General features: G+C 47.9%; 11 protein-coding genes and 1 tRNA gene. 8 read left to right on the top strand and 4 right to left on the bottom strand.

Features of this window, described 5'->3' with window-relative positions; translation table 11 throughout:
* On the bottom strand, positions 1-459 hold a 459-nt coding region (locus ACTIE6_RS03375), incomplete at its 3' end, for a hypothetical protein (protein WP_439555288.1).
* Between the two features lie 215 nt (positions 460-674).
* Between ACTIE6_RS03375 and ACTIE6_RS03370 the strand changes: the two genes are divergently transcribed.
* Positions 675-1,649: a sugar phosphate isomerase/epimerase family protein gene (locus ACTIE6_RS03370; protein WP_439555287.1), complete on the top strand. Its 975-nt coding sequence runs from the start codon at positions 675-677 to the stop codon at positions 1,647-1,649.
* 73 nt (positions 1,650-1,722) lie between these two features.
* Here ACTIE6_RS03370 and ACTIE6_RS03365 read toward each other — a convergent pair whose 3' ends face one another.
* Complete coding sequence (locus ACTIE6_RS03365; RefSeq protein ID WP_439555286.1) at positions 1,723-2,733, bottom strand: alpha/beta hydrolase; 1,011 nt, start codon at positions 2,731-2,733, stop codon at positions 1,723-1,725.
* Between the two features lie 40 nt (positions 2,734-2,773).
* Entirely contained in the window at positions 2,774-3,589 is an 816-nt protein-coding gene (gene budA / locus ACTIE6_RS03360) for an acetolactate decarboxylase (RefSeq protein ID WP_439555285.1), read from the bottom strand.
* Between the two features lie 227 nt (positions 3,590-3,816).
* Here budA and ACTIE6_RS03355 point away from each other — a divergent pair, with 227 nt between their 5' ends.
* From ACTIE6_RS03355 to ACTIE6_RS03325, 7 genes are all read left to right on the top strand, one after another.
* Complete coding sequence (locus ACTIE6_RS03355; protein ID WP_439555284.1) at positions 3,817-5,025, top strand: dipeptidase; 1,209 nt, start codon at positions 3,817-3,819, stop codon at positions 5,023-5,025.
* Positions 5,026-5,151: 126 nt separating this feature from the next.
* The gene (glgB, locus tag ACTIE6_RS03350; RefSeq protein ID WP_439555283.1) at positions 5,152-7,161 is read left to right on the top strand and encodes a 1,4-alpha-glucan branching protein GlgB; all 2,010 of its coding nucleotides are present in this window, start codon (positions 5,152-5,154) and stop codon (positions 7,159-7,161) included.
* 89 nt (positions 7,162-7,250) lie between these two features.
* Positions 7,251-7,949 (top strand): hypothetical protein, encoded by a 699-nt coding sequence (locus ACTIE6_RS03345; protein WP_439555282.1) that lies wholly within the window; start codon positions 7,251-7,253, stop codon positions 7,947-7,949.
* Between the two features lie 11 nt (positions 7,950-7,960).
* Complete coding sequence (locus ACTIE6_RS03340) at positions 7,961-8,632, top strand: NUDIX hydrolase (RefSeq protein ID WP_439555281.1); 672 nt, start codon at positions 7,961-7,963, stop codon at positions 8,630-8,632.
* Positions 8,633-8,717: 85 nt separating this feature from the next.
* A tRNA-Arg gene (locus ACTIE6_RS03335) sits at positions 8,718-8,789 on the top strand.
* A 220-nt stretch (positions 8,790-9,009) separates the two neighbouring features.
* Positions 9,010-10,770 (top strand): ATP-binding protein, encoded by a 1,761-nt coding sequence (locus tag ACTIE6_RS03330; protein WP_439555280.1) that lies wholly within the window; start codon positions 9,010-9,012, stop codon positions 10,768-10,770.
* Between the two features lie 141 nt (positions 10,771-10,911).
* Entirely contained in the window at positions 10,912-11,214 is a 303-nt protein-coding gene (locus tag ACTIE6_RS03325; protein WP_439555279.1) for a hypothetical protein, read from the top strand.
* A 70-nt stretch (positions 11,215-11,284) separates the two neighbouring features.
* Here the strand turns inward: ACTIE6_RS03325 and ACTIE6_RS03320 are convergent.
* The coding region (locus ACTIE6_RS03320; RefSeq protein ID WP_439555278.1) for a response regulator at positions 11,285-13,904 on the bottom strand (2,620 nt) is incomplete at its 5' end.

Raw genomic sequence — 13,904 nt, 5'->3', positions numbered from 1 at the left:
ATAGCGGGCTTCATCTTTGATCCTGTCCAGTTCCGCAGGCTGTACTTTTCCACTGAAAATCAGCACACCGCCGGCGGCGATGATCTGCTCGCGATAGGTTTTCTCAAAGTACGGGAGCGACCATTCCTTTCCTTCCACGCTGGTCAGAAATGCTTTATAAACCTGGCCTTCAATGGGGATCATAACACCTTTATAGGGAAAAAAGAGGCGGTCGAACTCGCGCGTAAGTGGTTTGTTGAGCGTAGTGATATTGGCCGGAACCTTTAAAAAGGGAAATTCTCCCAGCTCTTTCTCGCTGAAAGGAATTTTTGACAAATCAATGGAATCAGGTACCGTTTGGCGGTGATCCGTTACCGCTGATTTATGATTGAAGGTAACCGGCTCTGCCTGCGCGGAATGAACGTATGTAGCTAGTAACAAGGCATTTGATGCAAGAAATGCAGCTTTTTTAATTTTCATGACAAATGGGCTAAGTAACTGTTTGAGGACAATTATAAAAATTTTAGCCTGAATTGTATTCCATTTCTGCGGCACAGTTCCGTGCTAACCTTTATTGATGGTTGCCACAAACACCTCATTCCGGCAGCTGCATTCATTTTTTTATACGAATTGAAATTACATTATTGCAAAACAGAATTCCTGATCCTATTACTTACCACCAACCTTTTTTAACAATGGAAAATTTTACAGCTTCTGAAACGTCGGATTCAAGAAGAGATTGGCTTAAAAAATCGGCTGCGATCGCGGCGGGCGTACTGACGGGAACCGTGTCGCTGGCGGCACCTGAGAAAAAGCCGGTTGTGACCAGAAGATTGCCGATCGCGGTTTCCAGCTACTCTTACTGGCCGCTGACAGGCACCAAGTACCCGATCGAAAAAGTGATCGAAAATGCAGCAAGGATCGGTTTCGACGGCGTGGAAGTACTCCACCGCCAGATGACCGAAGATTCGATCGCTTATCAGAACAAATTGAAGCGCCTTGCATTTGATAGCGGCCTTGCTATGCCCCTGCTGTCCATTCACCAGAATTTCCTGCAACCAGACGTAGCGAAACGGAAAGCGGATATTGAGCATACTTTTAAATGCATCAATATTGCCTCGCAAATGGGCATTCCCTGCGTGCGTATGAACACAGGCTCGTGGGGTACCATTAAAAACAAACGCCAGACCGACTACTATACCCACGGCGTAGAGCCGCCAATTGAAGGTTACACCGATGAAGATGGGATCAAATGGACAATCGACGGAATGGGCGAATGTTTGCAGTATGCCGAGAAAGCGGGGATCGTACTTGCGCTGGAAAACCACTGGGGACTCTCTTCCAACATCGATTACCTTCTGAGAATGTACAATGCGCTGAAAAGCTCGCCTTCCATGGGACTGAATGTGGACACCGGTAATTTCGTGGGCGAACCTTATGCCGGACTCGAAAAGCTGGCGCCTTATGCTACCATTGTACAGGCCAAAACCTATTATGGCGGCGGGACATTTTACGATAAGGAAATGGATTATACGCGCATTGGCAAGATCTTCCAGAAAGCGAACTACAAAGGTTTTGTGTCGCTCGAAATGGAGGGTAAGGAAAACCCGGAAACTTCGGTACCCAAAAGTCTGGAACTGCTCAGAAAAGCATTCACATTCACTGCCTGAGCTGGCTGACCATCCTTCACAAAAAAGCCGGAGGTACCTGAGGAACTTCCGGCTTTTTTGCGGGTTAACACACTTACTTCACCGTTCTTTTCGCCCAGTTGAAAATCGTTGAATATACCTCTTCTCTCACGGGTTTTCGGGAAAGAACGAGATCGTGCATGCCGCCGGGTACCGCCTGAATGCTGTATTGGCCGACAATATTCTGCGCGCGCCGCGCGACTTCATTCACGTCCAGCACTGCATCGCCACTGAAAAATACGTCGCTCCATTTCTTTTCATCAATGGACTTGGAAGCGTGCAGAACAAGCACCGGCTTATCAATCTGCAAGCCTTGCAGCAACTTTTCCTGCGCCAGATGCACCGCACGAACCCAGCCAAAGTTGACAGGCGGCGCAATGAGCGGCTTGAAGCCGAGGCTGTATGGCCATTCGCCGTGATAATCTTTATGCAGGCTTTCTCCGTAAAGCGGATTAATGCCGAGATCGATTAGCGTTTCGGGATGTTTTTCAGCGCGTTTGATCATCAACGGAAGTGCCGTTTTTTTCAATCCTGATTTGATATTCAATGCGAATAGCGGACTGTTCAGCAGCACTGCGTCAAACTGTTCTTTTCCATTCCGCGCGTCTGCATACACCGACACAATCAACCCGCCGAGCGAGTGCCCCATTAATAGTACCTTGTCATTTCCCTCGCTGTGCAGGATATGCAGGGTAGTATCAATGTCGGGGAAGTATTCAGACAGTTCTCTTACGTTGTTAAACTTCTGATGTGCGAGCCAGGAGCGACCGTATTTTCGCAGGTCGACAGCATAAAAGTTGTAGCCTTCTTTGAGAAAGCGCTCGGCCATTTCTTCCTGAAAAAAGTAATCGTTAAATCCGTGCACGTACAAGACTGCCTTGCTGCTCTTCGGAGTTGCCAGTTTCCGGATGATCGTGCAGGTTACACTCCCTTCGTAGTCGGTGGGCTGTACAATGGTCGCCTGTTTGAATTCTTTCCCGAGTATATCTCCGAAATAAGTAACCTGCCCGAATGCAGCGCTGGTGCTCAGTCCGATCAGAAGCAGGTATCCCGCAAGTTTTTTCACTGGCTGTAAATTGAAAAATGAGGCATAAATATAGCTTCAACTATTCAATTTTCTTCAACTCTTCGCCGCGATCGGGTTTAAGGTTTACGGTCCGGAATTCGGGATTGGTATTGTTTTCGATGACAAAGCCTTTTGCCATATCAACCTCAATGCGAACAGAACTCGTAGTAAACTTGAATATATGTCCGCCCGCTTTCATATCAGCCGCCAAATAATGCAGGTGAAAGCCCGGCACGTTGGTCCTGGCGAGGTACGGAGGCAGCAGAAATCCGTTGCAGGTACCTTGCGTGTTTTTGATTTCAAATACAGCCTGGTTCGTTTTCAAATGCTCGGTTAAGGTGTGGTAAGGAGGCTTGGCAGGTCGCGCCGCGCGGGTGGTCATCGTTGAGAAATTACCTGTGATCCGCAGCGCGTATATACCATTGGGATTCAGGGTTTTCAGCAAATGCTCCTGTACGTTTTCATAGCTCAGGTTCTCGCCGGTGAGTGTGATAACGGTATCTGCTTTGAAGTATTTGACAAATGCCGCCGAGGTACTGTCTGCATCACTTACCTCACGCACAGAGCCGTCGTACGAAACCTTGTACACCCGGCCTTTGTCCATGATCAGCTCACCGTCGACTTTATTAAAGGTACCTACCCCAAAGTCGCCGCGCGTTTTCAAACCGGCTATATTGAGGTCCCCGTCGAAAACGCCGGCCATTAATGCATCGATGATAGAGTACTGGTACATAAGGTCATCCTTTTGCAAATTCTGCAATCCGCGGCTGCGGGAATTGTTAGCGACCTGACAGCCGCCGCAAACGAGCAGAAGCAATGCAACTGATAAAAAGATGGTTTTGGAGAAAGGGTTCACAGATGTGTTTGGGTTGAGAAATTGAATATAACCTAAATACGGCAGCAGTCCTGCTTTACTTACCTGGCTGGCTTGAAAGCGTGAATACAGGTTCAGAATAGGCGGGATTCGGGTTTAAATTGAAGTAAATGAAGGATTGCAGTGACGCAGTTGACTTTGCAGAAAAAAAGGACCAACTTAAAAACGCCGCGCTTTCCTGACCATTTCACCAATTACAAACCCGTTCAATGAAAAAGACACTACTCCTGTTACTGTTGCCCGCCCTGTCCATTGCACAGACACCACCAACTCCAATGTCGCCCAAAGCGGCCAAGATCCACGCGAAGGCACTGACGATCGACACCCACGCCGATGTACCCATTAACATGATGAAGGAAGGATTCGACATCGCTGTGGAGCACGATTACGAGAAAGACCGCTCGCAGATCGACTTCCCCAGAATGATCAAAGGCGGTATGGACGGAATGTTCTTCGCGGTATACCTGGGCCAGGGAAAGCGCACGGACGAGGCGAATGCAGAAGCGAAAAAGAAAGCGCTCGCGATTTTTGACAAAATACATGAAACCGCCCGCCTGCATCCGGATATCGCTGCGATCGCCACTACCTCGAAAGATGCCTACCGCCTTCAAAAAGAAGGAAAACGCGCGATGTTTATTGGTATGGAAAACGGCTGGCCCGTTGGAAAGGATATCACCAATGTGAAACAATACTATGATCTTGGACTTCGCTATATCACGCTCTCCCACTCGCTGAACAACGATATCTGCGACTCATCTACCGATGGCGACGGTCCGGAGCACAATGGACTGAGCAAGTTTGGAGAAGAAGTGGTAAAAGAAATGAACAGACTCGGTATGATGGTCGACATTTCACACGTATCGGACTCCACCTTTTACGACGTGATCAGGCTGACCAAAGCGCCGGTGATCGCCTCACATTCAAGCTGCCGCGCATTGTGCGATGTTCCGCGGAATATGACAGACGAAATGATTAAAACGCTGGCCAAAAACGGCGGGGTAATCCAGATCAACTTTGTACCCGGGTTCGTCAAAAAACCTTCGCAGCCACACGAAATGTCGCTCAAAGCTTTGCGGTTGAAAATCCGGCAGACAGACCTTTCCGATGCGGACAAGAAAGCATTGCGCGATGAGATGAAGGCAATTAACGAGAAGTACAAAGGTGATATGCCGACTATCCAGGATGCGGTCAACCACATTGAGCACGTGATCAAGCTCACCAGTGTGGAGCATGTGGGGATTGGCATTGACCTCGATGGCGGCGGTGAGGTAATTGGCCTGAAAGATGTAAGCCAGATCGGCGCAATTACCGAGGAACTGGTAAAAAGAGGCTATTCAGCAAAGGATATTGAGAAGATCTGGGGAGGCAATATCATGCGTGTTCTTGACCAGGTAGAGAAAGCCGCCGGGAACATCTGACACCCTGCTTTTTGCGCGATTTTGAAAGAAAATCGCGCAAAAAAATATATACATTTAGAGAAATAGTTTAATAAAATTGCAAATCTTACATTCTCTTAATGATTATCACAAATTGCGTTCAAACAAATGGCTAAGTCAGCGGATAATAAAAAAACAAAGTCAGCAAGCGACCTTCCGGAAAACGGAACACTGAAAACCGAAGGTCAGGAGCTGAATGCGGTCGAAACAGTTAGCCGTTTTACAGATTTTGATATTCATCTTTTTCGTCAGGGAAAACACTTCAAGCTTTACGAAAAGCTCGGCTCGCACGTGATGGAACACAAAGGCGTAGTAGGTACCTACTTTGCAGTATGGGCACCGAATGCGACCTACATTTCTGTGATCGGGAATTTCAATGGCTGGAACAAAGGCGGCCATGCGCTGGCGCCGAGGTGGGATAGCTCAGGTATCTGGGAAGGCTGGATACCGAATGTGGGCGTTGGTGAGGTTTACAAATATCACATTGTATCTCAAACCGGCGAGCACCTTGAAAAGTCGGACCCATTTGCACTCTGGTGCGAAGTGGCTCCCAAAACAGCTTCTATCGTTTGGGATAACTGGTATGAATGGGGCGACTCGGAGTGGCTTAAAGTGCGCAAGGAAAAAAACAAGCTGAATGCGCCGATATCGGTTTATGAAGTACACCTGGGCTCGTGGCAACGCGACCCTTCGGACCCGCTGCGCTTTTTGACATATAAAGAAATAGCCGCAAGCCTGGTTCCCTACGTGAAGGAAATGGGTTTTACACACGTGGAACTCATGCCCGTGATGGAGCACCCCTACCCGCCTTCGTGGGGTTACCAGATCACAGGTTACTTCTCGTGCACGGCGCGCCACGGTACCCCGCAGGAGTTGATGTACCTGATCGACCAGCTGCACCAGGCCGGAATTGGTGTTTATGTGGACTGGGTTCCCTCCCACTTCCCGGGCGACTTGCACGGGCTTTACCGTTTTGACGGTACCGCGCTTTACGAACACGAGGATCCGAGGAAAGGATACCACCCGGACTGGAAGAGCTACATCTTTAATTATGGAAGAAACGAAGTCCGCTCGTTCCTGATCAGTAATGCCATTTTCTGGCTGGACAGGTACCATACCGACGGACTTCGCGTGGATGCGGTTGCGTCCATGCTTTACCTCGATTATTCAAGAAAGCACGGCGAGTGGATACCGAATGAATTTGGCGGGAGGGAAAACCTGGAAGCGATTTCGCTGCTGCGTGAAATGAATGTGGCCGCATATACGGCGTTTCCTGACATTCAGACTATCGCCGAAGAGTCTACCGCATTCCCGGGCGTATCACGACCAGTTTTCGTGGGTGGATTGGGCTTCGGGATGAAATGGATGATGGGCTGGATGAACGATACCTTGAAATACTTCCAGCTGGATCCGGCATTCCGCCGCTGGCATCAGGATCAGCTCACGTTCAGTCTGGTGTACTCGTTTTCCGAAAATTTCATGCTGCCTTTCTCCCACGACGAGGTGGTTTACGGGAAGAAGTCGCTGATCAACAAAATGCCGGGCGACGAGTGGCAGAAGTTTGCGAACCTGCGCCTGATGTTCACTTATATGTTTACCCACCCCGGTACCAAGCTCCTTTTCATGGGCGGGGAATTCGGGCAGGCTGCTGAATGGAATTTTGAAAGAAGCCTGGACTGGCACCTGCTGGAACAAGCGCCTAATAAAGGTTTAAAAGATTGTGTCAAGACTTTAAATCAGCTATATAAAGACGAGCATGCCCTGTTCGACCATTCTTTTTCTAGTGAAGGTTTTGAATGGATCGATACCCAGGACCGCGAGAACTCGGTGCTTGTATATGCAAGAAAAGGGCTTGATCCGTCACAGAGTCTGATCATCGCATTGAACCTGACGCCGCTGCCCCGAAAAGGGTATCGCGTCGGCGTACTTTCGGAAGGCAGCTGGCAGGAAATTTTCAATTCCGATGCGGAAGCTTTCGGAGGCAGCGGCATCATCAACTACGATCCCGTTACCTCCGAAGCCCACAGATGGCACGGAAGAGCGAACTCATTGCTGGTGGACCTGCCTCCTATGGGCGCAGTTGTTTTGAAGAAAACAACCGTCAAAAAGCTTCTTTAAGGCCGGTAACTTACTTTATTCCAATCTTAGGCAGAGCTTTCAAACTCTGCCTTACTTTTTTTGCACATTTTTTTACCTTTGCCCATCACATGACCAAGGATCAGATGAAGCGTTTAAGGATAATAGTACTTTTTGTGTTTTTGGGTTCGGTTTCAGGTTATAGTCAAAGCTTGTCGCGTGTCACGTCCGGTGTTGACATCGGGCTTGGTTTTCAGGGCGATCAGTGGGTACCTTCTGCATTGTACCACCAGGAGCTTAGCCTGAATCATTTTCCATGGTTCCGGATCGGCTGGGGCGTGCGTGCCTGGGGCTATTATGCGGGAAGAACAAACCTGGTACCGCAAAGCAATGCATTCTCGGACGATACTTTGAAGTTTGGCAAGCTGAGCGCAAACGGGGCCAGCTTCGTATTCGGGGCAAATGTGCGTGTATGGAGATTTGACATTGGTGCCAATACGGACCTTTTCGGCATCGCGTTTGGCACGAAACGCAGCGGACTTTATTCAAAATCAACTTTCTACGAAGGAGAAGGCGCTGATTATTATAATGCCTACATCGGCAGCAACCCGGCGACATTGAATGCGCTTCCGCTGTTAATGGACAAGCAAAATGGACAGTCGGAAGTGTTCCTGCGTTACTGGATTACAGATCGCATCGGCTTGAAGCTGGGCTATGTGCATGGTCGGATTACGTACAGCACGCCTGAGAAGCTTGACAACGGACAGCGCCGGTTTTCGGCCACTTACGGTGTACCCTATGTAGGCGTATCATTTCCATTATACAACTGATCATTCAAGAAATGCCTGAAAAGCTGGTTGATTCGCATAAATATAACCTCTGGAAAAACAAACTTGAAGGAAACGGACTTGCTATCCACCGTGTAGACGAGCTTTACAGCCGCCGGAATGGGCACGGCGACGTGCTATTTTCATTGCTTTACACAGACGCTACGACGCCGGAAGGCCACAAAATTCCGCCGATCTGTTTTTTGAAAGGTGAAGTGGTAAGCGTGCTGGTTTGTTTTATAGATTCCGAAACAAAGGAAAAGTACCTCCTGCTTGTACAGCAGCGCCGCATTTGCGACGGTTCTCTCACCTACGAACACCCGGCTGGCATGCTGGACAGCGAAAGCGACGCGGCGGCAGTCGCAGCACGTGAGGTTTTTGAAGAAACGGGTATCCCGGTGGAAGTTTCGCAGTTGATCAGCGTAAACAAAGCACCGTTTTATCCGTCCACAGGCACGAGCGACGAGGCGATGTACATGTTCTACTGCGAGCTCGAATTAAGCGGTGAGGAGATACACAGCTACCATAACAAAGTGCAGGGCGTAGTTTCTGATCACGAGTTTATCAATACCTATGTAGTGCCGTTTGTGGAGGGCCACAAGCTGATCAATAATTCGAACGGCGTGTTGCTGGACTACCTGTATTTGAAGGATGTAGGAGACTGGGAGTTGCTGAAAAAGTTGTAATCCGATCAATCGGCCAGAAAATATTTTCAGCAAAATGGCCGAAAATCAAAATAGGGGCTATATTTGCACCCCATTACCGAGACAAGCACCCGTAGTTCAATGGATAGAATTGTGGTTTCCGGTACCATCGATAGGGGTTCGAATCCCTTCGGGTGCACAAGAGTAAGTTATTAAAACAAAACCCTGCAAATCGATGATTTGCAGGGTTTTGTTTTATACGTATATAGCAACCTATCCCGATCTGTTTACACTATTTCCTGAACTCTTCCTTAAAACGTAAAACTCCCCCTACGCCCTCAGGAACAATTATTATATTTCGATACAACTGCAGGTTGTACCGCGGAAGAGCCTCGCAATATTGCCTTATAATCACATACATGTCGGAATTACTCAACGTACTCGAAAAAAAGTATCCCAATCACTGGAATCAGCAAGACGATATCAATGGCATCAGGACAAGAACGCTGGAATTTTTATTGATTGCATATTCTGTGCTGGGTGTATGCTTGTCTGTCATGCACTATTTTGAACACAAAATACTGCTCCTTGAAGTGGTGATGTTCTTTGTGAGCTTGTCCATGCTTGCGGTGGGAATGCTTCGCAAAGGTATTCCCATGCAAAATGTGGCACATTTTGCTTTGGTCAGCCTGAGTTTCGCTATTATATCAACCTCTCTCCTTTTTGAGCCGGGAAATCATCTCATATCGCTCCAATACATCTTCGTGCTGCTGAGCGCCAGTTTTTACCTTCTGGGTGCGAGGTGGGGACTGATTTATTCGGTAACCAATGTTGTGATTACCTGCGGGATCATGGTTGGTCAGGCTTATCAAGTCATACCGTTTTTTGATCATCCATTTTCCGTGCAGCCGACTGTCCTGTTTTTTGGTGTGATCTACAATTGCGCAATGCTACTGTACATTCACTTCCGCTATTTCAAAGATTCCGAGCTGTCAAATGCGAAAGAAATGTTCCTTTTGGGAGAATTGAAAAATGCAGCAGCAGACGCGCATGACATGGCGGACTATAAGTCCAATTTCCTCCTCATGATTTCACACGAAATCCGTACTCCGCTGCACGCTATTGTTGGGGGCATTGACATTTTCATGAACGAAAATCCCCAGGCTCGCCAGGACCATGCGCTTGAATCAGTCAAACTTTCTGCCGCTGTACTCGATTCGGTGGTAGATGATGTTTTGAATCTCAATGAACTTGAAGTCAGCAAGATTACGCTGCGTAAGGAACAGTTTAAGCCACTTTCCATTGTCACAGACATTTGTCAGGTTCTTCGTGCACATGCGGACAGGAAACACCTTTCGCTCACTACAACCAGTTCGCCCGGGCTGTCAGACTTGTCTGTGATCGGAGATCCCGTACGTCTTTCACAGATCCTGATGAACCTGACCAGCAATTCCATCAGGTATACAGAAGCGGGTAGCATTGAAATTGATATCCGTGCGAAGCAAAGCAGCGATACAATGGTGGATATTACTTTCAGGGTTTCAGATACCGGGATCGGCATACCTGAGGAATTCAAGGCTGATATTTTTGAACCATTTAAAATTATCCGGTCAGCTTCCCGAAAACAATACCACGGCACAGGGTTCGGGTTACCACTTGTCAAAAAGCTCGTTGGCCTGCTGGGTGGAACAATCGAATTCGACAGCGTGGAAGGGAGCGGTACCTCATTTTATTTTACCATCACATATCCGGTACCGGACATTGTTTCAAGCCGCGGCACAAATTCGGTCGGCAAACCGGAGCCTTTGAAATTAAATGTACTGATCGCCGAAGACGATAAAATGAATGTGCTGGTGCTTGCACATTCACTTAAAAAGTGGAACCTGGATTTCGATGTTGCCGAGAATGGACTGCTGGCTTTGGAATTAATGAAAAGCAAAGAATATGATGTGGTATTGATGGACATCAATATGCCTGTCATGGACGGAGTCGAAGCAAGCAGGCACATCCGCGCGCTGGACAGTCCCAAAAGCAAAGTACCTATTATTGCTTTGACGGCAGCCAATAAAAAGATGTTTGAATTCAGCGACGACCTGGCGCTTTTTGACGACTGGATGTCCAAGCCATTTCAACCGCAATTATTATATGCCAGGCTATTACAAGTAGCTAAATCATCGTAGCTGGTATAGCTGCCTGGCCTGATTGAATGCGCAATATTATTTCCTGAATTTATCTCATTCCGACCTTCTCCAAGAGTAGTTCGTGCCTGTCTAAGCCTTACTAGGCTACGAACTATTTTTACACGATATACCCTCCTTGAAATGATAAAGCTTCTTATTGCATTCAGTGCGATGGCATTTTGCTGTTGCACCGGATCGGAAAAGCCAATTGATAATGAAACAGTCCTGCTGACTGACAGTATCGGCTCATACTCCCGATCCAGTTTCCCTCAAAATCAAAAGGCAATTCACCTCTTGTCTGATATACCAAAATCAATGGACTCCGTTTTGAGCAGGCTATCGCCGAGAGAGCGGAAGGTGTACATCAAGCACATGACAAAGTTTTACAGTGACCTCGAAGAGACGAGCAAAAATGCATATGTCACTGCTTCCCTTAGAAAATAAATAAAGTGAGTTGTAAACAGGAAAATTTCCCGTAAAATCTACTTGTCAGATTTAGCAACCACACCTTCAATTAATATGCAGTATTGCTGGCAACCCCGGCTGCCGGGCCATTCAGCTGTTCGGACAAAACTTGCCTGAGCGCCTGCTCATTGATTGGTTTGGTTAAATAGGCGCTCATGCCTGCCAGTACACTTTTCTCCCTATCCTCTATAAAGCTGCCCGCACTGAGTGCAATGATCGGAAGCTGACCAGCTCCTGCCAGTTTCCTGATTTGCCTGGTAGCCTCGTAACCATCCATTTCCGGCATTTGAATATCCATCAGGATAAGATCCGGAATACTTGTGGTACAAATGCCAAGAGCTTGCGATCCGTCTCTGGCTTGTGAGATAATGGAATTCGGCAAAAGTCTTTTCACCAGAATGTTTGTCAGGAAGAGGTTGGCATTGTTATCGTCGGCAATCAACACTTGGAGCTTTGCGCCGGAAACTGGTGCTGGCAGTTTTGTTTTTTGTTCAAAAACAGATGCGATCGTTTTCCTGGAAACCCTGTTTACAAAACCAACTATATCGTCGATCTTGACCGGCTTGCTCAGATGTTCCATGATACCGAGGCGGCTCACCGCTTCATTGACCAGCATATCATCGGCAGAACTGTGCAGAAGCAGAATGGGCAACTTACCCGGATCAAGTTGTTCCCTAATTTGCTCAATCATCTCAACACCATCCATCTCAGGCATGTGGAAGTCAATCACTGCCGCATCATAACTGCGTGTTTTGAGCAGCTCCAAACCCTCTTCACCCGACGGGGCCGCGTCCGTGCTGATGTGAAACAGATCAAAGATTGAAGCAAGGATCATGCGATTGTGTTCATTGTCATCGACAATCAGCACATGACGGATTTGTTCTATTTTCTCAAATGCAAATGGCTGAGAGTCATCGATCTTTAAACCAACTTCGAATGAAAAAGTACTTCCTTCGCCAACCTGGCTGGTCAGTTGCAGGCGGCTTCCCATCATTCCGAGAAGCCGGTTGGAGATGGTCAGGCCCAACCCTGTCCCGCCATACTTCTTGGCTACACTTCCGTCTTCCTGGGCGAAAGCAGAAAATATCTTCTCCACCCGATCTTCCCTGATACCAATGCCCGTGTCCCTGACCGAAAACCGGATTGCCTGATGCATAGGTCCCGCCGGTCCAACAGGGGTAACACTTAGTTCGATCTCGCCCCGGTCTGTAAATTTGGCTGCATTGCTGAGCAGGTTAAGCAGTACCTGTTTTAATCTGATCTCGTCCACCCAGGCGAACCTTGGCAATGAAGGTGCCAGGTTGAGCAGGAATTCAACACCTTTTTTCTGGATGGGATAAGAAACGATATCAGTCGCCTGTGAAACAACTTCAATCAGATCGCACCGGGCAATGTCCAGTTCCAGCTTACCCGCCTCGATCTTGGAGAAATCAAGAATGTCATTGATCACCGCCATCAATGCAGCTGCCGACTGGTTGACAATGTTGAGGTACTGGCCCTGCAATGCGGATATTTCCGTTTTTAAGAGTAAATCGGTGAAACCAATAATCCCATTCAGCGGCGTGCGGATCTCATGGCTCATGCTTGCCAGAAATTCCGACTTTGCTACACTTGCCTGCTCGGCAGCCAGTTTTGCAGTATTGAGCTCCTGGCGCTGGGCTACATCGGCTGTTACGTCGCTCGTGAACATCATGATGCCGCCGACCTGATTGTCATGTAAAAACCAGGGTCTTACCTCCCAGCTCAGGTACTGATCGTGATCCCATCCAGGTGGTCGCCAGCATTCTTCGTTACTTTTTACAATTTCGCCTTTGAGACATTGCTGGTGAATAGCTACCCATTGCTCACTGATGTTTGGAAAAACCTCATAATGCGGCCGCCCCAAAACCTGCTGATTTTCCAGGCGGTAATCTTCAATCCATTTCTGGCTGGTTGCCAGGTAACAGATGTTGGTGTCGAACATAGCAACCGCTGCTGGCGCGTGGGTGACAAATGCAGACAGCCTGGCTTTTTCTAGTAACAGCTCATTCTGCGTCGTTTGAATTTCGGTCATATCTGTGGCAATGCCCAGATACCCAGCTATTTCACCATCTTCCGAGCGGATCACAGTCACTGTCAGGTTCACCGTGATCAAAGAGCCGTCCTTTCGTCTGTAAGTCCAGTCACGCACATCAGAGCCTTGAAGTTCGGCGTGATGTACAAACGTGCGGAAACCTGAAATGCTGATATCGTATTCACCGGAAAGCTGCACCGCCCTTTGTTCCAGCTCACTGCCGATATGTAAGATTTCCGGAGAATGGATACCGACGAGCTCTTCGGCTTTGTAGCCCAGCATGTTCTCCGCACCCTTATTGAAAATGGTGATTGTTCCCTGAGGATCCGTTGCTATAATGCTGATTTTTGAGGCTGAGTCGAGTACATCCTGCAGCAGTTTACGCGATCTGGAAATTTCCATTTCGCGCTTTTTTCTTTCATTGATATCCTGAAAAGTACCGTAAAGCCTGACACATTTTCCATTCACAAATTCTGTTTTGCCAATTGATCTTACCCATAAATGGTTACCTTTGGCTGTAATCAATTCCAGCTCCACATCATATTCCTTCCCCTCCGAAATTGCATCATGCACGCAGGCTTTGATGAGCTCCTTGCTATACCCTTCCTTGTAAAAG

The organism is Dyadobacter sp. (genome assembly GCF_051859145.1).
In the GTDB taxonomy this organism is placed as follows: Bacteria; Bacteroidota; Bacteroidia; order Cytophagales; family Spirosomataceae; genus Dyadobacter.
The sequence above is the reverse complement of the archived record's forward strand: the minus strand, read 5'-3'. Positions and strand labels throughout refer to the sequence as shown.

Coding starts and splice junctions, on each gene's coding strand:
- ACTIE6_RS03370 (WP_439555287.1), top strand. CDS start 675: ATGGAAAATTTTACAGCTTCTGAAACGTCGGATTCAAGAAGAGATTGG.
- ACTIE6_RS03325 (WP_439555279.1), top strand. CDS start 10,912: ATGATAAAGCTTCTTATTGCATTCAGTGCGATGGCATTTTGCTGTTGC.
- ACTIE6_RS03330 (WP_439555280.1), top strand. CDS start 9,010: ATGTCGGAATTACTCAACGTACTCGAAAAAAAGTATCCCAATCACTGG.
- ACTIE6_RS03355 (WP_439555284.1), top strand. CDS start 3,817: ATGAAAAAGACACTACTCCTGTTACTGTTGCCCGCCCTGTCCATTGCA.
- glgB (WP_439555283.1), top strand. CDS start 5,152: ATGGCTAAGTCAGCGGATAATAAAAAAACAAAGTCAGCAAGCGACCTT.
- ACTIE6_RS03340 (WP_439555281.1), top strand. CDS start 7,961: ATGCCTGAAAAGCTGGTTGATTCGCATAAATATAACCTCTGGAAAAAC.
- ACTIE6_RS03345 (WP_439555282.1), top strand. CDS start 7,251: ATGACCAAGGATCAGATGAAGCGTTTAAGGATAATAGTACTTTTTGTG.